The following is a 21,193-nucleotide window of genomic DNA, read 5'->3' on the forward strand; positions in this document are numbered from 1 at the left end:
ATAAAAGTCATGTTTTGTGGCTAAAAAAAAGTAAAACGCAAGCCCCAAGGGAAGCCGCTAGGCCCTCCCTCAATGCTTGCGTTTGTGTTGAATCATTAAAACCTGCGAACTATCGAACATTTCTTGTCGCTCGGCAGCGTGCGGCGGAAGATTTTCATTGTGTTAGAAAACGCCCCGTTTAATCCTGGACCTTGTAGCGGAACCAGTCAAAATGCGCCGGCGTCTGCGACGATGCGCCGTTGCCCGTAGCATACATAGCAAAATAAACCCCTGTAAAGCCGCCCGCAACCTCCGTTGAAAGCAAGCTGCACTCCCCGCTTCCAAACGGGATAAATGTGCTGTTGCCGTCATAATAACCAAGCGTATATCGCTCGCGATCGGCTTGTACAGCCAGCGTAATGGAATCCGCCCCCCACGGCATTTCGTTTTCAATCCTCCACAAGCTGCCGATGCGCCTTCTCATAATCAGCTTTGTTTCACCCACAATTCGGGCAATGGCTATTTCATAATGGAATCTTTCATTCATAAAGACCGTAAGGCCGGCTTCATCCCCATCCCGCTCCGGCGCAAACGCCATAAGTGCAGACACCTCGCACTGGAAATGCTGCTGCCTTCTTCCTACAAATGCAGGAGCAGCGATATCATTGAGGGTAGCCGCGGAGCCGGTTAGCGTAAGGAAGCCCTCTTGTTTATTCAGCGACCATAGCTGCGAATCGGATTTCCGCAAAAAATTCCAGCTATAATCCAGCGTCTTGCCATCAAAATCATCTTTCTCCGGTTTAGGGGCAAGGGGTTGCAGATTCAACCCGTCAGAGGACATCTCTTCACTAATTGTTCCGTTGTCTCCGATTGTCGGCCATCCCTCCTCGCTCCAGGTAACAGGGGCAAGAAAGGTTTCCCGGCCAAGATGATGCTTGTTGGGATAACCAAGCGGGCGTATACCCAGAAATACGGCCCACCATGTCCCTTCCGGGGTCTGCACCAAATCCGCATGCCCTGTTGCATGAATGGTTTTGTTCAGGCTGCGATGGGTCATGATCGGATTATGCGGGTTGCTTTCGTAAGGGCCATCCGGCCGTTTGCTTCTTGCAATCGTTTCCATATGCCCATATTCAGTACCGCCCTCCGCAATCATAAGGTAATACCATTCTCCAATGCGGTAAATATGCGGCGCCTCGGGATATTGTCCGCCCGTGCCGTTCCATATAGGTACACAATCCGAAAGTCTTTTGCCCGTAGCGAGATCTATTCGGCTTTGATAAACCTTCATGTCCATGGAGGTTGTATAATAAACAGTGCCATCGTCATCAAAAAACAGCTCGGGATCGATGCCGCCTTGCTCCACATAAATCGGATCAGACCATTGTCCGCGCGGGTTATCGGTATAAACAAAAAAATTGCCGCCGCTCGTTACATTGGTAGTCGTCATATAAAATATGTCCTTATGTACACGAATTGTTGGAGCAAAAATGCCCTGCGAGCTGCCAGCCCGGCTTAAATCCAGCTGCTCCGGCCTGCTCAAGCAATGCCCGATCTGCTCCCAATGAACGAGGTCCTTGCTATGGAACAATGGAACACCAGGATAATATTCGAAGGAACTTGTGACCAGATAATAATCATCCCCGTGCCTGCAAATGCTGGGATCGGGATGAAAGCCGCTGATAACGGGATTGCGATAAGTCATTTCCTATCACTCCTTATAAAAAAATGGATATGTACATAATATACTACCACTACCAGACTCTAGTACAACCCTTGTCTTTCTATACGTTTTACAAAAGAGCTGCAGCGTTGCGGGCATTTCTCCTAAACCTCTCACATTCTGGCCTGATGCAGGTTTGTTTTTTTCCTTTTTATCCTATATCGTAAATAGAATAGAAAGGAGCGGAATGATACATGCAACCTGCAAAACCTACATCCACGCTGTCGCAATCTCCCGGCAGCATTCGTTTTCATGCCGCAATGTTGGTTCTTTTTTTTCTGAATGTATTTGTACTGGTTCCCGTTTTGGCGGCGCCTGCGGAAAAGCTGTATATGGCTCTCCTTTTTCCGCCTCTGATTGTGATGAACCTGTGGGCGTTACTGCTGATCCTGCTTCCAGCCGCATTGCAGCGGAGCTATATTTTGTTCAGAGGCATATTTGGCGTAGTTTGCAGTCTGAGCCTGCTTATTGTCATGCAAAAATTCGCCTATTCCATGCTGGAGCTGAATACTCCGTTTTTTGCATTGGGAACCCTGCTCGCCTATGGAATTGCTCTCTATGACTATATAAAACGGAACCGCAAAAAAAAGGGCAAGCAAACTGCCCCTGTCTTCTTGCAAAAGTCAAAAAAGGATGCCCGGACCAAGTCCGAATGGAGCAAGCCCGTCGCAGCCTTTGCAGGTCTGGGCTATCTGGCTTCCAATGTTACGCTTGGATTTGTTACGCAGCAGTTTGTTGTCGTTGTGCTCATTTTGATCTATGGCATGCTGAGCTATACGGTGTTTCATTTTATGATGGAGCTTAGGCGTTATATTTCGATATCCCGCTATCCTTCACTATAGTAGCTGAACAAAAAGTGCGTACTTACCGGGCAACACACTTTACTTTTATACTTATAACTGCAAAAGACTATAAATCATTAACTCGGAGGATAGTCATGAAAACTCTCATCATCATAGCCCACCCCGATTTAAAATCATCCGTGATCAACAAACGCTGGATGGCCGAGCTTGAGAAATATTCAGATAAATTTACGATTCACGACTTGTACAAGGCTTACCCCGAAGGCAAAATCGACGTAAACAATGAACAAAGGCTTGTGGAGGAGCACGGGAATCTGGTTTTTCAATTTCCTATCTACTGGTTTAGCTGTCCGCCTTTGCTCAAGCAATGGCTGGATGAGGTTTTGCTCTACGGATGGGCTTATGGCTCAAACGGAACCGCACTGAAAAACCGCAAGGTTGCTCTTGCCGTCTCCGCAGGAATCAAAAAGGAAGAGTACAGCCCATCCGGGCGATACCGCTCAGAATTGGAACAGGTTTTACTTCCGTTTGCGCTGACGTTCCAGTATTGCCAGGCCAACTACCGTTCGTTCTATGCCCAATACGGACACGAGGGCGACCCCGGAGAAAATACTCCCGGCATGGACGCCAACAATTCAACAAACGAACTGGACAAAAGTGCCCGTAATTACATTGACTTCCTCAATCATGTGAATTAATATTACCAGTCAGCCAGGCATATTTTGATCACTTCTATAAGCAAAAAGGACGCCTTATCATTCTAATAACGAATGAGGGCGTCTCCAGCTCGCAATAAAAATATTCATGACATCAAGAGAATCATCCGGCAGCATGCCCGGCGGAACACAGGTTTCACTCATAGGCCCCGCCCTCCTTTTTGCCTTTCATTTGCTAATCCATGTATAATTCTAAAAGGTCGTATCAGTTATTCACATCATCAAGCATCTATAAAAATATCATAATTATCCAAATTGAACCTTTAATTTAATCGTGTTTAACTAGATGAAAATCTTCATTAAATGTTCACTTATGCGCGGAGTTTTTGATCTCTATAATTAACCCCATACTAGATATGAAGGGTTGAGAGAGAATGCCGGCAACAAAGAAGGAAAGTCTTTATTTTGGCTTAATGATGTGTTTTGGAATGGTTATTGTGATGACGACGTATAATCTGGCGTTGAATAATCGGTTATGGGAGATAACGTTAGCGGAGGGCGTTGTTGAATTTTTATGCGGCATTTCTGTAGCATTTTTACTGGACTTTTTCCTCGTTGGGCCGTTTGCCAAAAAAATGGCGTTTAAGCTTCCTATTAATAAATCCAAAAAGGTGTACGCCATTTTGTCCATCTCAACTTGTATGGTTATCGGAATGGCGGCATGCATGTCCTTATACGGCCTGGCAATGGCCTATTGGATTAACGGTCCAGGGACGGAGCCGCTGTTGGTAAGCTACCTGCAAACCTTCGGCAAAAACTTTATTGTTGCCCTTCCGCTGCAATTATTAATTGTTGGTCCCTTGGTTCGTTACGTATTTATTCGTTTTGTCCAAAAGAAAACCAACTCCCCTCTCGCAGGCGCAAGCCAGATTTAATAATGCGCATCTCAGTCCTGGCGATCTGTCGATCTGGCAATCTGAAGATCTGGCGATCTATCGATTCCGCGATACTCAAAGAGATCACGCTGAAAAAAACAAACAGGCTCATGGAGGTTAATCCTCGGTCGAGTGCCTTCCAAGATAATTATCCGCGTTTGCGAAAAATGACCAAGGCGTAATCAGCCTTGGCCATTTCATTTGTTGCATTTGCATTAATGCGATCTCTATTTAATGCCCTCAAACTTAATGCCCTCAAATTGTATTTATACGATAATTCACTCAAAATAGCTGCCCATCCAGGGAGGAGAAGGCTTGTTGTATGAAAAAACATACAAAATATAAGCCTGAGCCCTCTGCCGCCTTCGTTTTGTACGATTCATCATACAAAATAGCTTAACTGACCCTTATGAGAGCAGCTTTTATACGAAAAATCATACAACGCACGCTCTCTTCCGTATTAATTGTACGTCCACTCTGCATTTACTCCATCAATTTGGCAACGATGGCTGCTACCTCTGCCCGCGTTATTAGGCTTTTTGGACGAATCGAGCCGTCCCCGTAGCCGGAAATAATTCCTGCCTCCGTCAAAGCCTTGATCGCTTCTCTAGCCCAAGCCGAAACGGCGTTGCCATCGGTAAATACATGCTCGCCTGAGTTTGCTCCAGCATCGATTGGCTTAAGCTTATCTTTAAGACCTCTGTAAAGGATGACAAACACTTCTTCGCGCGTCATCTGATCCTTCGGCTTGAACTCGCCGTCAGGGAAGCCATTCACCAGACCGGCGGTATGCAACCCGTTAATATAAGGACCGTACCAGGCATCCGCGGCAACATCAGTGAACACAGCCGGTGTATCGGTTGCCTGCAAGCCAAGCAGTCTGAACGCGACGGCCGCAAACTCCGCCCTGCTCATCTGCCTTTCGGGCTTGAAGCTGCCGTCCGGGAAGCCTGTCAGCACACCGCTTGCAGTCAGCTTGGTTATGACCTCTTTCGCCCAATGGCTGCCCGTATCTGCAAACTCCGTTGGTGTTGGAGACGGACTGCCCGTAGGGGCAGGCGTTGAGCTTGCCGTTGGCGATGGCGTCGGACTCGGGCTGGCGCTTGCCGTTGGCGTCGCGCTTGGCCCCATCGACGCTGTTGGCGACGGCGTCGAATTTGAACCCGGCGAAGTCGTTGACGATGGTGTTGGACTTGTTGTGGACGTTGGCGCAGGAGTAGGCTCCGGCGTCGTTGTTGGAGTTGGTGCCGCCTCCACTGTCACATTGCTCCAGTCGCTAAAGCCGCCGTCTGCTGTTGTCACGCTAATAACAGCCGTTCCTGCCTTTAATGCCGTTACCTTTCCGGAAGCATCCACTGTTGCCACATCAGTTGCATTACTGGACCACAGCAGTCCCTTGTTTGTTGCATTAGCTGGCGTTACAACAGCGTTAAGCGCTGCTTGCTCGCCCGCCTTCAAGCTGACGGAGCTGCCCTCCAGCTCCACTCCCGTTACCGGCACGTCTTGCCGAGGCGGCGTTACGCCCGGCACTTGCGCCGACAAAGCCGCATATTGCGATGCCGTTACCGGAATAACGGTGCCATGGCGCGGACTGGATGGAAGATGGTAGCTCGCCGATTTTGTCCAGTTACCGGAATCCAGGTCTGTTGTCTCAAAAGGTACGTATCCTTGTTTCCCAAATTCATCAATGAACAGATACCATTTGTCCTCGGTATTGGATTTGACAACGGTTGGACCTTCTCCGCGTTCAATCTGTCCTTTCCCGATGGCTTCCTTCACCAGCTCAAAATCATTGGCGAAAATGCCGCTTCCTTTTTCCTGGAACACAAACTTTCCGGAAGGCGTCCCCTGGTTGTTGTCCCGTTCATCCTTCGTGAAGCGGTATACGCTTCCTCCATCCTTCACTATTGTGGTATCAATGATGGAATATCCGTAATCCATATAAACCTGCGGCTCCGAGAAGGTGTAAAAATCTCTCGTTGTAGCGTACATGATCCGTTGCTGGCTGTCGCCGCTGTGATCCGGCGTATTGTACAGCTTGGATGCCCACAATACGACGTATTGGCCATTGACATCGTCGTACACAACCTCTGGAGCCCAGGTATTGCCTGCGTTTTCCGGCGCTACCTCGACCATGCGCTGCTGAGACCAGTTCACCAGATCGGAGGATTCCCAAACCATAATGGAGCGGCTGCCGGAGCGTTGCGCGCGATTCCAGTCATTATTGCCGTAAATTTTCAGATCGGTTGCGATCATATAAAACTTATCGCCCTCGGGCGACGCGATAATGGAAGGATCGCGCAGTCCCTTTTCGCCAAGCGCAGAGGTCAACACGGGTTGGCCATTATTCATTTCTCGCCAATCCAGCGCCGTATTTCCGTTGCTTAGAGCCATGTAAATTTGCTCGCCGTTTGCGCTGCTTTCGCCCTTGAAGTAGCTGAACAAATATCCCGCAAGCTCCTCCTGAGGCGGAAGCTCCCGAACAACAGCTCCAAAAGCTTTGGTCAGCGAAACGGAGCCTTTGCTGATGGTTGCCGTTAAAGCAATCGTTCTATCCCCGCTTCCATGAGCCGGACGGTTCACTTCTCCAGTAGCCGTTACAATGGAACCATCCTCTGTCGCCCATGTAATGACAGAGCCGTGCTCGCCCTTGGTCGGCAGCGTCAAATGACCCCGCACATCAGCGATATTATTTACCTTCAACGCCGCGGCATCCCACTCCGCCAGCTGGCGGTCATTTTCCATAGGCAGCACGGTAAAGGTAAAGCTTTTGCTCCCCTTATGCGTACCGTCGGACACCTCAGCCGTCAACGTGACGATGGCAGGCGGACCGCCATACGGAGGACGGTTCACCGTTCCGTCCGTGCTAATGACGCTTGCATCGGAGGAGGTCCACGTTACTGTCAGCCCTTGCCCGGCAGTTGTCGGCAGACTCAGATTTCCACGCACCTCATCCTTGGATGGGTTGGCCCCAAGCATCGAGGCCGCATCAAGCTGCTCCGCAGCCTCCGATACAGACAGCCCCTCCAGTACATCCAGCTTGTCGGCATAATCTGTATACAGAGCTTCTACTTCAGCCGCGTTTAACGCGCCGTCATAAATTTGGAAGTCGGCAATTTTCCCGCCGAAATAAGGGTCCAGGGCATAAAACGATTTGCCGATATAGCCGCTTGGTCCCGTCGTCCGTTTGATCTGCTCCAGCGTAAAGCCGCCCGTTGCTCCGGTTCCGGCCGGCTGGCCGTCAATATACAAGGCAAGCTTTCCTTCCTGCCCCTGCACGGTTACCGTTACCAGCTTCCATGTTTGAGTCGGCAGAACGGATGAAGCAATCGCGCTTTGCTCGTTTCTCCAGCCGTTTGTCGCAATACCGGTCCGAGCTCCGCTTGACGCGTTGTTGTTATTGTTGTATTTAGGCGTCAAGTATAAATAATGGGTATCGTTTTGTCCTAGAGCAAACACCCACTCCGCCGGACGAGTGCTATTCCAGCTTACGAGCGAAGATACCGTCACATCCTGCAGACCGTCCAAAACGCCTTGCGGAATTTCGATATAGGAATCTACGGAGCCTCCGGCAAAATCCGCCACGCCAGTGCCTCCGGCCTCGACGTGACGGGCCTTGTCTTTATTCCTCCAGATGCCGTCAAATTCACCCGCCTGGTCCACTACCGTCGTATCCTCCACCTTGCCAAAATCATAGTAGAGCTTCAGCTTCGGCGTTTCACGCGGCGGTTCAACATCTGTTCCTTTGGATTCGGTAATCATAATCCAGCTAATCTGCGGATCTGCGTTGCCGCTCGCCGCACGGCGCACGGTCAGCTCCAGCTTGCCGGCGGTTGCCGTTACATTGCTGTAGCTCAACACATCGCGCGCCGAGGTGAACACGTAGCCCGGCGTCATGACGTTCCCGTTCAGCAAAATGTTGGCTTTCCGGTTGCCGTTGGAGTATTGAGCCCATGGATCATACAGGCCAACGTAAACGTTGTATTTTGCTTCCTCCACATCAAAACGATAGGTTAAATCATCGCCTTTATTGCTCAGCAGGTAGCGAAGCGAGCTGAACAAATCTCCACTGTCGGTGCCATTGGAGTTCGTATTGTATCCGACATGCCCCCAAGTGGGAGCAGAAGCCGCATTATAGGCTTGATCAATGACAGCGCCGTTCAGGACGTTTTCCGCCCCCATCAGCTCTATCATTTCCTGGTAATCCGCTGTATTGGCTCCGCCCGCATGGACAAAATAAGCCTTGCCCTCAGGGATTACATAAAGCTTGTGCTGAATTTTTTTGTTGCCGAACTCGGGCAGCGTTCCCGCCAGAGTAGCCGGACCCGGCTTTGCAAAGGCTGACGCAGTGGAAGTCCAAATCACTGGCGTTGTGACGTCAGTGCCGTCGCCTTGCTTAACTACGAGAGTTTCCGGAAGCTGCGGCAGTTGACCAATTGTAGTGCTGCCGGGAAGCTCCGTCTTGATCTCCACGCGGCCCATGCCGTTCAGATCCTCCAGCGTCCATTCGTCATGCCAGCGCAGCACAATTTCATCGCCTTGCCCGAATTCGATAGGCAGCCAAACGTAACGCGAGTTTTTCAAATCATTTTTGTTCCAGCGGTCGCCCATATAAATAAATTTGCCGTTAGCAGGGTCCACCGGAATTACATGTGTGCTTTGCGAGCCAAAGGTGGTAGAGCTGCCCGGCGCAACATCGCGCATCGGCCTCCACGGCCCCATCAAATTATCCGCTACCGTATATTTGCCCACGTTAGGGTCCCAGCCCGTAGCTCCGGATGTAATCATGTAATAAAGACCCTGATACTTGAACAATGCCGGAGCCTCGCGCTGGGCAAGCGGGAAAACGCGGACGTAATCTACGCCGTATTCCGCCTTGTACTCCGTATCCCGCTCGACATTGCCATCCTTATGCCAGCCCACAACATCCGTATAATCCTCATTCAGCCTGGAGATATACATCGTTAAATTCTCTTCACTGGAATAAACCAGATAAGCCGTACCGTCATCATCCTTGAACAGCGTCATGTCGCGGGCCATGCCCGGCTGATTTGGCTGTCCGTTGTCCGTCGCTCCTTCAGGCGCACGGTCCATTCGTTCGCTTTTGCCATAAACAAACGGTCCTGTCGGGGAATCGCTGATTGCATAACCCGCCTCCGCCTTGGCATAGTTAGCTGTGGACGTCTCTGAAGGCCCGTCGGTATGCATCCACATGACGTAATTGTCATTTTTGGCGTTGTAAAGGACCTTTGGTCTTTCAATGATCCGGTCGATGCCGATATCGTTGAGAATGTCGGCTTTATCCTGACGCCCTGCGTACAGCGACGAAATCAGCGGATCATTGGTGAAGGCGTCCATATCCTTAATCGCAGTCAGCGCTAGACCTTCATCCTGCCAGTTGTACAGATCGGTCGACGAATAAACGCGCACTCCTCTTGCAGGCAGGTAGCCATGCGTTTTATCCTCGCCGTACCAATAATACTTTTGCGATTTTTCATCAAAAATAATGCCTGCCCCATGAGCCTGGATCAAGGCTCCGTTCGTATCGTTCCAGACAGCGCCCGGCTTAAAAGAGGAATAGACCTCGCTCACCGCCAGACCCGCTATGCCCGCAGCCAAATCCGCAATAGCCGCCCGAATTTTCTCCTGATTGTCCGGGCTTCCATAATCCTGCCCCGGCTCCGATAGAGCCGTCAGAAGAGCATTAGCCGCTGCAATGGAATCGTTCAAAATACCAAGGCTGTAGGGCGAATAATTATCTGCGCCTTTTGCTGCCTCAGCCTCCGTTATTTTATCCTGCAAATCAGAAGTCGGCACCACTACGGATTTCCGAATGATCAGATAGTTGACCAAGGGATCGTTGTATTGATTCAAGGTTCCCGCTGCCGGACCTTGCACACGCAAATCCAGCATGCCATCGCTCACCGCGATTTTGCGGTAGGTTACCTCTTTAAAAGCGCCGTCGGCCCCGATCGCCATATCGCCGCCGGAAACATTAACGCCCTCAAGCAACAGATTGACGCTGCGGCCGCTCCAAGGGTTCTGGAAGCCGAAGGTGACATCATATTCATCCGAAGGCAGCTCAAAACGGTATTCCAGCGCTTTGTCCCTGACCTGAGGGCCATTGTAATATCTCAGACTGCCCTCCTTGGTTGCAGCATTGCCTCCGCTAGTTCCGCTTGTTGCTGTCACCAGCCCCCACTGCTTGCCTGTAACGGGATCAGGACCGTATACCTGCTCCGTAACGGAGGCGTACAGACCAAGCTTGTCATTGCCTTCCAATGTAGCAGGCGTGGCATCGCCCGCGTTTACAAAATACAAAATATAATCGTTAGCCTTTAGCTCCTGCTCCGTCCAGTCCGAGGAAGGCGCGCTGTCGCCGCCATCCGCAAAGACCGGTTTCATTGGCGTCCACAATGTCGCAAGCAACATGCAGCATAACGCTAGCGAAATCCATCTTTTCTGTTTAAGCAATGTGTTGCCTCCTTTTAATGTAATGATCGCCCTCGCCCTTGTTTGTATGCGCTTCCACGTTGTTTAGCAGAACGTCACAACGAATGATAACGAATCCTTTCTGGTCTCGCAACTGAAGAATATCTACGCGAATGAACTGGAGCAAACCAGGGATTTTCCGGCCAAAAACGCAAGAAATTTCATTGAAGCTTGAATTGTTCATAGTTCATTCTGAGCATACCGAGACTATGGGCATGGCCGTGAAGAAGGCCTATTTCCCGAGTGAACAATATCATACGGTGTGAACTGGTCAGGCATTCCCTGGCAAGCGGCTCACTACAGCTTTTGCGGGAATCCCGAGCAGCACAAAAAAGCCTCGATTCCCGGCTTGTTCAAAAAGAACCCGTCAGAAATCGAGGCTATTGCTTATCCGTTCAAACTCAAAATAATCCGTCCGTTTACGTTCAACATAATCTGTTTATGTTCAAGATAATCTGTTTGTGCTCAAATTAAACTGTTTATGCTCAAGTTAATCTGTGTCCGTCGGGGCTAATCAGTTGACCTTCAGACGGATGACGTTCCACGATGCCTTGGACAGGCGGGAGGTAACGCGTGAGCCGTCAATAGTCGTATTACCCTTATCGTGAGGCACAACGTTGTTTGGCGCTGCTTTGGAGTTGAAGGCTTTCAAATCATCGTTCTCCATCACGATATGACGGTCAAGGGTTACATTGCCGAAGCTGCGCACATCAATGTCCAGTTCCATCGCTTCGCTCAGGTGACGGTTGACTGCAAAAATAGTGACATAGCCGTTTTCCTCATCATGCACCGCTGTTGCTTCCAGGTAAGGAACATCCGTGAAGTCCTTCGCATCGTATTTCGGCGAGTTTACGATGGAGTGGATAACCGTGCCTCTGCCAAAGTTGGAGGCGTGCAGGAACGGATAATACGTCGTTTGCAGCCAAAGGGAACCGTCATTTTCCGTCATGATTGGCGCGATAACGTTGATGAGCTGCGCCAGACACGCCATTTTGACACGGTCCGCATGCTTGAGGATCGTAATCAGGTAGCAGCCTACAGCCAGCGCGTCCTCATGGTTGTACACATCCTCGCATTCAGGCGGCGCAATTGTCCAGCGTTCTTCCATGCGGCTTGTTCCGATCGTTTTCCAGACATTCCATTCGTCCAGCGAAAGCATCAGCTTTTTCTTGCTGCGCTTCTTGGCTTGGGCTGCATCGCAGATTGCGGCCACGCTGCCGATAAAATGATCCAGATTAAGCGATGACGCCAGGAAGTTTTCCGTGTTGTTGTTGTTATTATTGTAATAGGTATGCAGCGACAAGTAGTCAACCTGATCGTAGCACAAATCAAGCACAGTTGATTCCCAATACGCAAACGTGTCCATGCCGCTGCTGGAGCTGCCGCAAGCAACAAGCTCAATTGTTGGGTCAACCCACTTCATTACTTTGGCCGTTTCGTTAGCGAGACGTCCGTACTCCACTGCCGTTTTGGCGCCGATCTGCCAAGGACCGTCCATCTCGTTGCCCAGACACCAGGTTTTGAAGCGATGCGGCTCCTTGTAGCCGTGGGAAATACGCAAATCGCTGTAGTAGGAGCCGGATGGATGGTTGCAATATTCCACCAGGTTGCGCGCTTCGTCGATGCCGCGTGTACCCAGGTTAACCGCCATCATCACTTCGGTGCCGACCAGCTTGGCCCAATCTGCAAATTCGTTAGTGCCTACTTCGTTTGTTTCTGTCGTCCACCAGGCCAGCTCCAGCAAACGTCTGCGCTGCTCCTTGGGGCCAACGCCGTCCTCCCAGTTGTAGCCGGATACAAAATTGCCGCCGGGATAACGGATAATCGGCACGTTCAGCGCCTTGATCGCTTCAATAGCGTCCTGACGGAAGCCATTGGCGTCAGCCGTCGGATGTCCCGGTTCATAAATGCCGCCGTATACCGCGCGGCCCAAATGCTCGATAAACGAGCCGTAAATCCGCTTATCTACGGATGAAATAACAAAATTCTTATCAATTAACATGGTTGACTTGACAGTCATCGCTTCAGCCTCTTTTCTTTGAATTAGGTAAAAGCAAAATCCTGATATTGATAACTTCACTTTATTTGTATCATAATAGAGTAATGTAAACAACTGCAATTGTTCAGGATTCGATAAATAACTAATTCTGACTAAACAAGTTGAACAAACGATAAGTTGGACAAAAGATAAGTTGAACAAACGATAGTTAAACAAAAGAGTCTAAGCAGTATGGCCGGCATATGAAAAGTCCTCCCGATCTCAATTGCTCCGGACTTCCTTGTATGGCGTTCTTCCGACTTCAATTGCTCCGGATTTCCTTGTATGGCGCGCTTCCCGATGTTGCTTGTAGCCTGGTGAATGAGGCTCATCGCAGGAAATGTCTCCGGCAGATCGTAGAAAGAAACTCGTTGAAGTATGCTCGACGATGAGAGCACATCACTAATCACTCACCGTTGGCAGCACATCACTGACTGATCACTCGTCGATGAAAGCACATTCTGCCGGACATTTATGTCCGTCAGCTCCCTGAAATGCTGGAATTCTGTTTTCTAACGGAAGCGAATGTCCATTATGGGGGAAAAAAGCTCTAAATCACGCTCAAAAACTTCTGTAACGGACATTCGTTTCCGTTAAAAGACGAGTTGACTCCAAAATCCAGCTCTAACGGTCATTTATGTCCGACGCATGTTGTTCATGTCACCCTCTATACATCGCTTATTCCTTGCATTGCACAATCACTACATTGCACCATCGTACCACCGTACATTTGATTTGATACATCGCATCATCGCACAACATTCAAACTAAACAACTCTTAACACTGCGCGTAGGAGCGATTGTCCCATTATCGCATTAACTGCCTGAAGGAGCTCATTATGTATCTGACAACAAACACGGAGTCGCTGGCCGTCTATGAAGCGCTGGCTAGCGAAATACGCCTCAAAATTATAGACCTGTTATACATTAAGGAAATGTCCATCAAGGAGCTGGCGGCCAAGCTTTATCTCAGCAACGCCGTTGTCAGCAGCCACGTGGGCAAGCTGGAGAAAGCCGGCGTCGTTGGCAGCGAAATGAGGCGCATCAATGGAGGTACTTATAAATTCTGCTTCGTGACAACCGAATTTATGCAAATCAAGCTTTCTCCGCCGGCAACAGATATCAATGTCAAGGAGCTGTCAATCCCGGTGGGTCATTATACAGAGCTTGAAGCGTCGCCGACCTGCGGCATTTCCACGACGGAGCGGTTGATCGGACATTACGACGATCCTGTCAGCTTCCTTGACCCCGAACGGGTTCACGCCGGCATTTTGTGGTTTGCGAGAGGGTATGTAGAATATCGCATTCCTAATTATCTGCTGGGCGATCAATCTCTGAAGGAGCTTGAGATATCTATGGAAATTGGTTCGGAAGCGCCCGAAATTAATGAGCATTGGCCTTCCGACATTTCCTTTTCGCTGGATGGAAAGCCTGTTGGTATCTGGACCAGTCCGGGCGATTTTGGCGAGCAGCGCGGCCGCTTGACCCCGCTATGGTGGAATCCGAATGTCAATCAATATGGCATGCTGAAGGTTCTTCGTCTTAACCCGCACGGAGCCTTTATCGACGGCATGAAAATATCCGAAGCAACGGTCGACATACTGGACCCTGGAGCTACCTATTGGACATTGCGGATCAGTGCCGAGGACCTCAAAAAAGGACGGGGCGGTCTGACGCTCTACGGACGGGGTTTTGGCAACTACGAGCAGGATTTGTTAATCCGAATGCGCTACACGGAGCGGAGCTAGACAGACAGAGCTAGACAGACAGAGCTAGATAGGAATGCCCCGAGAATGACTACTCACTGTTGCCGTTCCATACAAACCAAGCAAAGCCAATGCTTGTTCTGCGCCAAGTGTGACGGCCGTTCTTTTTTCTTAAGCGCTAAAGTGTTAAACTTCTAAGGGAAATAAAAAGGCTACAAAAGGGATTTAGAAATGAGGAGGAGTTAAAGAGATGCCAGCAATTGCAGATTTACAAAAGTATGCCGATCTGATCGTCAGAACGGCGGTTAACATTCAACCGGGGCAAGAGCTTTGGATTAATGCCCCTATCCATATTCCGGAGCTTGTCCGTCTGGTCGTCAAACGCGCCTACGAGGTAGGTGCAAAGCACGTTCATGTAGAATGGCGCGACGAGGAAGTTACAAAATTGATGTATAACCTTGCGCCTGATGAAGCCTTTCAGGAATACCCATCCTGGCGCGTACAGGGAATGAATGAAATCGCGGAGCGCGGCGGAGCTTATTTGCTGATCAAATCCGACGATCCCGAGCTGCTCAAAGGCGTCGATCCCAAGCGCATCGCCGATTATTCCCGTGTTTCCTCGGCCGCGCTCGTCAATTGGCGTACCTATACGTCCTCCAAAAGAGTATCCTGGTCCATCGTGGCAGCCCCATCTGACAACTGGGCCAAGCTTGTATTCCCTGAGCTGGATAAGGATGCCGCCGTGGAGGCCTTGTGGGAAGCGATCTTCAAGGCCGTCCGCGTCAAGCTGGATGACCCGGTCGCGGCATGGGAGGAGCACAATACTACGCTGCTCGCCAAACGCGCTTATCTGAACGCCAAGCAATACAAAAAACTCCACTATCGCGCTCCCGGCACGGATCTTGTTATTGGTCTGCCCAAAAATCACAACTGGAACGGCGGCATTTCCAAAAACGAGCGTGGCGGAACGTTTAACCCCAACATACCGACGGAGGAGGTTTACACCGCGCCTCATAAGGATGAAACAAACGGCATAGTGAGCAGTACCAAACCGCTCAGCTACCAAGGCAACCTTATTGAAAACTTCAGTCTCGTTTTTCAAAACGGGCGGGTTATAGATTTCAAAGCCGAAAAAGGCTATGACTCCTTGAAGGAGATGCTGGATCTGGACGGCACCTCCCGTTATCTGGGAGAAGCGGCTCTTGTTCCGCATCGTTCTCCCATCTCGGATGCCAACATCATTTTCTTCAATACTCTGTTTGACGAAAATGCATCCAACCATCTGGCTCTGGGCAACGCGTACCCAACCTGCGTGGAGGGCGGCGCGGCCATGTCCAAGGAGGAGCTGCAACAAGCCGGACTTAACCAAAGCTTCCTGCATGTCGATTTCATGATCGGCTCCGCCGAGATGGATATCGACGGAATTACCGAAGACGGTAAAGTCGAGCCGGTCTTCCGCAAGGGCAACTGGGCGTTTTAAGGGTGTTAATTAAAATAGCAAAGGGCCTTCTATTCCACCTGTATAGTGGTTTAGAAGGCTTTTTTATTTCAATAGGCACCTTTATTGGCAAGATTGTGAGTGATATTGTATGGAAAATCAAAAATGTATAACACATTACAGAACTTTCTCCTTATTGACGATATAATCAGTACAACAAACACAAAGTGAAGGTTGGGGGCCACTGATTATGAAGAAAAAACAAATATTGACCAAAATGGGATTGACCATGCTCGGAGTTGTGATCGGAACCGGAATTATGATGAACGATCAAGCGTATACAGCTGTAAAAGGGGTCTTCAGCGACGGAGGCACAAAAAATATGATCGGCTTTAACAATGTATATGGATTTGGCGGCAATGTCTCGCTTGGTGCCATTGATATCGAAACCGCACTTATGATGGTGCAGCAGCAGCGCAGCCAGCTTTTGGAACAACAGTTAAAAACACAACTCGAAGCAGTCCAAGATCGCAACAAGTACATTGCGGAGCTGAATCTTCTATTGAACCAGGTAACGACCGCCATGATAAATCCAATAAACGGAAATTACAGTCTGGATGCCGCCATCCAAAATTCCTTGCTGGAGAAAGGCGTACCCCTACAGAAGAAAAGCATGTATAGCATGGCCGAAATGAATGCAATAATTGAAAGGCTTAAATCACTCATCGATTCTAATAACAGTTCACAGCAAATGGACATGTTGCGTATGCAGAGTTTGACAAACAAACGGAATGAAGCTTTTGACCTGATGACCAATTTCATCAAAAAAATGCAGGATTCCAGAAGCTCCATTATCGGCAATATGCGTTAATAATTTTTCGTTCAGACACAGCACAATTCTGTTATAATCAGGCTGACTATCTGTGACAAAGCAGCACGGGGCTGTCCGAAAAGTCAAATGGAACGAATAACTATTCAGCAGAGAGGACCGGACGGGAAAGGGTGTCTTGAGGGCGAGTTTTTTTGTCCGCTTTTATCACTAAAAACAGGATCAAAATAAAGCGGACAAATAGGTTTGAGCTTCCAAGACACCCTTTTCCGGGAGGGACCGGTTTTGCTGAATAGTTATTCACCGTAATAGACTTTTCGGATAGCCCCGTTCTTTTATGGAGAGATGATTATGACGGATATTGTATCCTTTTTGAAACGCAATCCATTGCTGCGCGGCGTGCCAGACGCGGAGCTTGCCAGTGCGGCCGCGATAATGGAGATTCAACAATTGCACGATGGAGAACGTTTTATCACAGAGGGAGAGGTCGGGGATTGCTGCTATTTTATTATGAGCGGTCAAGCTCTGGTTTCTTCGCGCAATTTAATTGGTCGTCCTGTTATTCTCGGCGTCCTCGGAGAAGGCGCCTTGGTCGGGGAAATTGCTTTACTCTTGGATGAGACGAGAAGTGCAGATATTAAAGCGTTGGGCGAGCTTACGCTTCTGCGACTAGGAGCTGCTCCATTTTATCGCTTGGCCGAAGCAAGTCCCCTTTTCTATGAAAGCTTATTGTTTTCGGCGCGTATACGCCAGGTTCATGGGCTGCTTCGCAAAGCAACCATCTGGTCATCCATTGCAGATGCGGAGCTTCGAGGCTTGGCTGAAGTCACGTCCAGACAACAAGTATCCAAGGGAGATATTATTGTAGCCCAAGGTGAACAGGCCAATTCGCTTTATATGATTGCCAGCGGCAAATTTCAAGCCATTAGTTCGGGACGAAAAAAAGCCATTTTGGGAAGCGGGGATTGCTTCGGCGAAGGCGATCTCCTGTTAAATAAAAATTGCAGCGGAACAGTGACGGCCCTGGAGGACGGGGAACTCCTGCTTATGGGCAAGGAAGAGTTTCATTACATTTTGCAGCAATACGAGCAGGTTCAGCGACTTTTTCTGGAGCTTGTCAACATTCGCTATGCCGATGCCGATGACGCTATGGCGGGCAATCCTCTGCTGGACGAGAAGGATGAGAAGCCTGTTGAGCCTGAAAAAAAATCCGAGACCATTAAAAGCGATGCCTGGATAAACGTGCTTTTTATCCTTGGAGGCTTGTTTATTGCTTCTACGGCTCTCGCCATATGGCTCAAGCATCCGATATGGGTGGGAGCCTCTCTCCTATTTGGCAGCGTGACAGGTCCTGTAGCCTTTGTCTCGTACATCAGAAGCTCACAATTGCTTGGTTATCGGATCAGTCGGCTGGCACAAGTATTTGTGCTTTCAGCCTTTACCACCGTGCCATTGGCATGGCTGATCCAGAGCCGGCTTTTATTCGCTGGCGGCGCCTGGCTGGCTCATTCCGGGCCTATTATGGAACCAATCGCCGTCAGCATTATCGAGGAAGGGCTAAAGCTGCTGCTGTGCATCCTGATTCTTCGCAGCGGAAAGCATCGCTTCCTGATGGACGCCGTCGTATTCGGCGCTGCTGTAGGTATGGGATTTGCCGCTGCAGAAAGCCTCTGGTACGGCTGGAATTACCTGCAGCAAGGCACAGCCTCCGACATGCTCGCCGTGATGTGGGTACGCGCCTTGCTGTCTCCTTTTGGGCACGGCACCTGGACGGCCATAGGTTCTGCCGGATTGTGGTTCGGTCTTAAAAACAGAGTCCGCCCAACATCACGACAGGCCGTTAGCCGAAACTCTGTTGCTACGCTGCTCCTGCTGGCGACAAGCCTGTTGCTGCATGCCTTGTGGAACAGCAGCTTTATGGAAGGAGCTTTACGTATACCAGGCATGCTTCTTATTGGAGCAGCCGGCTTGTTTATCCTCTTCCGGCTTTTGAACAGAGGCGTGCGGGATGAGAGCGCCGCTCTGAATACACTAAACCCATCGTTTGACGCGCAGTATCCTGAGCAAGCGGCCCTTCTGGAAAAGCTGGATGCTGCCTCCTCGCCCCAGCCCGCTCTTAGATGCGAGGCCTGCGGAACGCTTGCGCCCAGTCAGCTAAGCTATTGCGCCCGATGCGGACAGGCGCTGCGTTCCAGCCCATGATCTTTTGATAGCATACGGCTTCCTTTTATTTCACAGCAAAAAGCCGGACGGTTAAGGGGTACTCCCCGTCCGCCCGGCCTATTTGTTTTTAATCGAGTCACCTTACAAGTCCGTTCCTACTCGACTCCGTCTACAAAATTTTTGTCATAATGCTTGTCGCCCTTGTGCTCCAGATCATTTAACGTTTTTTCAAGCGTCAATATGATTTGCTCCTTCACTTCCGCAAGCGTATTGTAGAACAATGCTTCCTCGCTACCCACGATCTTTACGCCGCTTATCGCCTGCATGGAGCTGTAGCGACGATGTTGATCCGCCAAATCGTCCAAAGCGCCGAGCGTATGCTTCGCCTGAAGGAATAAATCTCTGTGATGCTGTTCACTCAACCGATCCTCTAACTGTTTCAGTCGCGTATACATATAGGCCATCTCCCGTCTTCACGCTTTGTTCTGAATAGTGAGTTATATAAGTTCAACTAAAAAACCGTCAGTAACTGGCCAAAGTGAGGATGGTTCTGGAGAAGCGGAGTGTTCGCTTGTGTTTCCGGATTTCTACATTAAACAAATACAATCAAGAAATCTGGAAACAACTGCGATCGGAAGAACCTTCCTCACGGCGGCCTGGCCCCTGCCAACATTATTTAGTTGAACTTATATAGAAATCTTCTCCTCCTTATTTTATACCCATTGAAGCGTTTTGCAAACTGGATGCATTTTAACAATGACAAGGATCACTATTCCCGACATTCCCAAGCTGCTTCCTGATTGAAACAAACCTATACGGACTTAAACGAGACAACGACAACACGCCCCCCTATCCTCCGCCAAATTTGATATATCAAATCGATCACACCAGCATGAAACGACATGTCACGCTGACTTTGCCTCCGTAGAATGACGAGCATTGACAGCTTGTATTCTGCCAAAATGCGATATAGTATAAATCAATACAACAACAATTCATGTCATAATAGCAGTCTCTCCGACACGTCCTTCGTGCCTTTGACAAGCGGCGCCCCTCATGGAACCGCCAAATATCGAGAGTTATCGCCCTTCACCCTCCATGCAAACACCCTTTTTTTGCACCAGCGCTTAAAAAAACGGGCATCGTGTCGAGAGTCAACCAACATCATACTACAAAAACATACATATACCATTTTGACAAAATGACCTCTAATATGATATACCAAATATGAAAGAGGAGTATTGTTATGACCAATATACCGTTGTATCAAAAAATCGTTGATGCCATCAAGGCGAAAATAGGTTCCGGAGAGCTGGGAAGCGGAGATCAGGTGCCAACGGAAGCGGAATTGTCCAGTCAGTTCGGCGTCAGCCGGATTACATCCAAGCGGGCATTGACCGAGCTGGAGAATGAAGGGCTAATTTACCGGGTACAGGGCCGGGGAAGCTTTGTGCGGGAGCAGAGCCAAACTGCTCCCCATGGCCAAGGGCAAGCAGCGGAGGCTGGCGGCCAAGTTCATAGCGGGCCTTACGGCAATGCTGAAAACAGCGTGCTTTTGATTTTGCCGTTTGCCCATAATCCCGGATTAGGCGATTACGAAAAAGGGATTAATGACTATCTTAGCCAGGCAGGCTATACGCTGAATATCCAGTCCAGCTCCAATTTCGGCCAGCGCAGGCTGCTGGAAAATGCCTTGCGCGGCCCCAATCGGGGACTGATCTATTATCCGGTGGACAGCCATTCCGATGTCGGCGCCTTGTACCAATACCGTTTAAAGCAATTTCCGATTGTCATCATGGACAAACAGATCGAAGGCTTGCCCTTTCCATCCGTCGTTTCCGACAACTTCGGAGGGGGCTATATGGCCACAGCCCATTTGATTCAAAACCATCATCAGAAAATCGCTTTTATTTCCTCGTTGAAGGTAGAGAGCTCGTATAGCATCCGGGAGCGCTATTTGGGTTATCTGAAAGCGATGTTTGACCATGGATTGCTGGATCGGGAGGCTGCCGATACGACGGATCATTATCTGGCGCATGAGGTGGACATCAGCAGAGAAAGTTATATCCGGCTGATCCAGAGCTTGCTGGAGCAAGGCGTAACCGCAGTCGTAGCGGAAAATGATCTCCGGGCCATCGAGTTTATCGGCGCTGCCAAGGAGATGGGGTTATCCGTTCCGGATGATCTCTCCATCATCGGCTTCGATAATATTCAGCTCGCGGATTTAATTGAGCCTAAGCTGACAACGATTTCGCAAAATTTTGAGCAAATGGGCTATATGGCAGCGGAAATGCTGGTGCAGCAAATACGCAATCCCATGCAGCGGCCGGAGCCCGCAATTGTTCCCGTCGCTCTCATGGAGCGCCAAACCGTCAAAACCTTGCAGGGCCGGTCATAATCGCCGCACGCCCGATTCTATCGTAACTATTTA

Annotated in this window: 12 protein-coding genes; 8 read left to right on the forward strand and 4 right to left on the reverse strand. The window is 49.6% G+C overall.

From position 1 onward, the window contains the following. Window positions 1-178: 178 nt before the first annotated feature. The gene (locus tag A7K91_RS05370; protein ID WP_068680462.1) at window positions 179-1,684 is read right to left on the reverse strand and encodes a glycoside hydrolase family 43 protein; all 1,506 of its coding nucleotides are present in this window, start codon (window positions 1,682-1,684) and stop codon (window positions 179-181) included. Window positions 1,685-1,896: 212 nt separating this feature from the next. On the opposite strand from A7K91_RS05370, the gene A7K91_RS05375 reads away from it, so the two are divergent. The 3 genes from A7K91_RS05375 to A7K91_RS05385 all read left to right on the forward strand — a co-directional run bounded on the left by A7K91_RS05375 (window position 1,897) and on the right by A7K91_RS05385 (window position 4,096). Next, entirely contained in the window at window positions 1,897-2,544 is a 648-nt protein-coding gene (locus A7K91_RS05375) for a hypothetical protein (RefSeq protein WP_082967254.1), read from the forward strand. A gap of 95 nt (window positions 2,545-2,639) precedes the next feature. After that, window positions 2,640-3,203 (forward strand): NAD(P)H-dependent oxidoreductase, encoded by a 564-nt coding sequence (locus A7K91_RS05380; protein WP_068680463.1) that lies wholly within the window; start codon window positions 2,640-2,642, stop codon window positions 3,201-3,203. 392 nt (window positions 3,204-3,595) lie between these two features. Then, on the forward strand, window positions 3,596-4,096 hold the full coding sequence (locus A7K91_RS05385) for a DUF2798 domain-containing protein (RefSeq protein ID WP_068680465.1): 501 nt from the start codon (window positions 3,596-3,598) through the stop codon (window positions 4,094-4,096). Between the two features lie 483 nt (window positions 4,097-4,579). Here A7K91_RS05385 and A7K91_RS05390 read toward each other — a convergent pair whose 3' ends face one another. Then, window positions 4,580-10,570, reverse strand: coding sequence for an immunoglobulin-like domain-containing protein (locus A7K91_RS05390; RefSeq protein WP_068680466.1), 5,991 nt, complete (start codon window positions 10,568-10,570; stop codon window positions 4,580-4,582). Between the two features lie 532 nt (window positions 10,571-11,102). Beyond that, window positions 11,103-12,608: an arabinosylfuranosidase ArfA gene (gene arfA, locus A7K91_RS05400; RefSeq protein WP_068680468.1), complete on the reverse strand. Its 1,506-nt coding sequence runs from the start codon at window positions 12,606-12,608 to the stop codon at window positions 11,103-11,105. Between the two features lie 857 nt (window positions 12,609-13,465). Between arfA and A7K91_RS05405 the strand changes: the two genes are divergently transcribed. The 4 genes from A7K91_RS05405 (at window position 13,466) to A7K91_RS05420 (ending at window position 18,801) form a co-directional block, all read left to right on the forward strand. Then, entirely contained in the window at window positions 13,466-14,374 is a 909-nt protein-coding gene (locus A7K91_RS05405) for an ArsR/SmtB family transcription factor (RefSeq protein WP_068680472.1), read from the forward strand. A 208-nt stretch (window positions 14,375-14,582) separates the two neighbouring features. Further along, window positions 14,583-15,812 carry an aminopeptidase gene (locus tag A7K91_RS05410; protein WP_068680473.1) on the forward strand — a complete coding sequence of 410 codons (1,230 nt, stop codon included), beginning with the start codon at window positions 14,583-14,585 and terminating at the stop codon, window positions 15,810-15,812. Between the two features lie 208 nt (window positions 15,813-16,020). Continuing rightward, window positions 16,021-16,641, forward strand: coding sequence for a hypothetical protein (locus A7K91_RS05415; RefSeq protein WP_068680475.1), 621 nt, complete (start codon window positions 16,021-16,023; stop codon window positions 16,639-16,641). Window positions 16,642-16,950: 309 nt separating this feature from the next. Continuing rightward, the gene (locus tag A7K91_RS05420) at window positions 16,951-18,801 is read left to right on the forward strand and encodes a cyclic nucleotide-binding domain-containing protein (RefSeq protein ID WP_169833377.1); all 1,851 of its coding nucleotides are present in this window, start codon (window positions 16,951-16,953) and stop codon (window positions 18,799-18,801) included. A gap of 116 nt (window positions 18,802-18,917) precedes the next feature. Here A7K91_RS05420 and A7K91_RS05425 read toward each other — a convergent pair whose 3' ends face one another. Continuing rightward, window positions 18,918-19,217, reverse strand: coding sequence for a hypothetical protein (locus A7K91_RS05425; protein ID WP_068680476.1), 300 nt, complete (start codon window positions 19,215-19,217; stop codon window positions 18,918-18,920). A 791-nt stretch (window positions 19,218-20,008) separates the two neighbouring features. Here A7K91_RS05425 and A7K91_RS05430 point away from each other — a divergent pair. Further along, entirely contained in the window at window positions 20,009-21,160 is a 1,152-nt protein-coding gene (locus A7K91_RS05430; protein WP_068680478.1) for a GntR family transcriptional regulator, read from the forward strand. The last annotated feature ends 33 nt before the right edge of the window (window positions 21,161-21,193 follow it).

The sequence above is a fragment of the Paenibacillus oryzae genome (assembly GCF_001675045.1).
Taxonomy (GTDB): Bacteria; Bacillota; Bacilli; order Paenibacillales; family Paenibacillaceae; genus Pristimantibacillus; species Pristimantibacillus oryzae.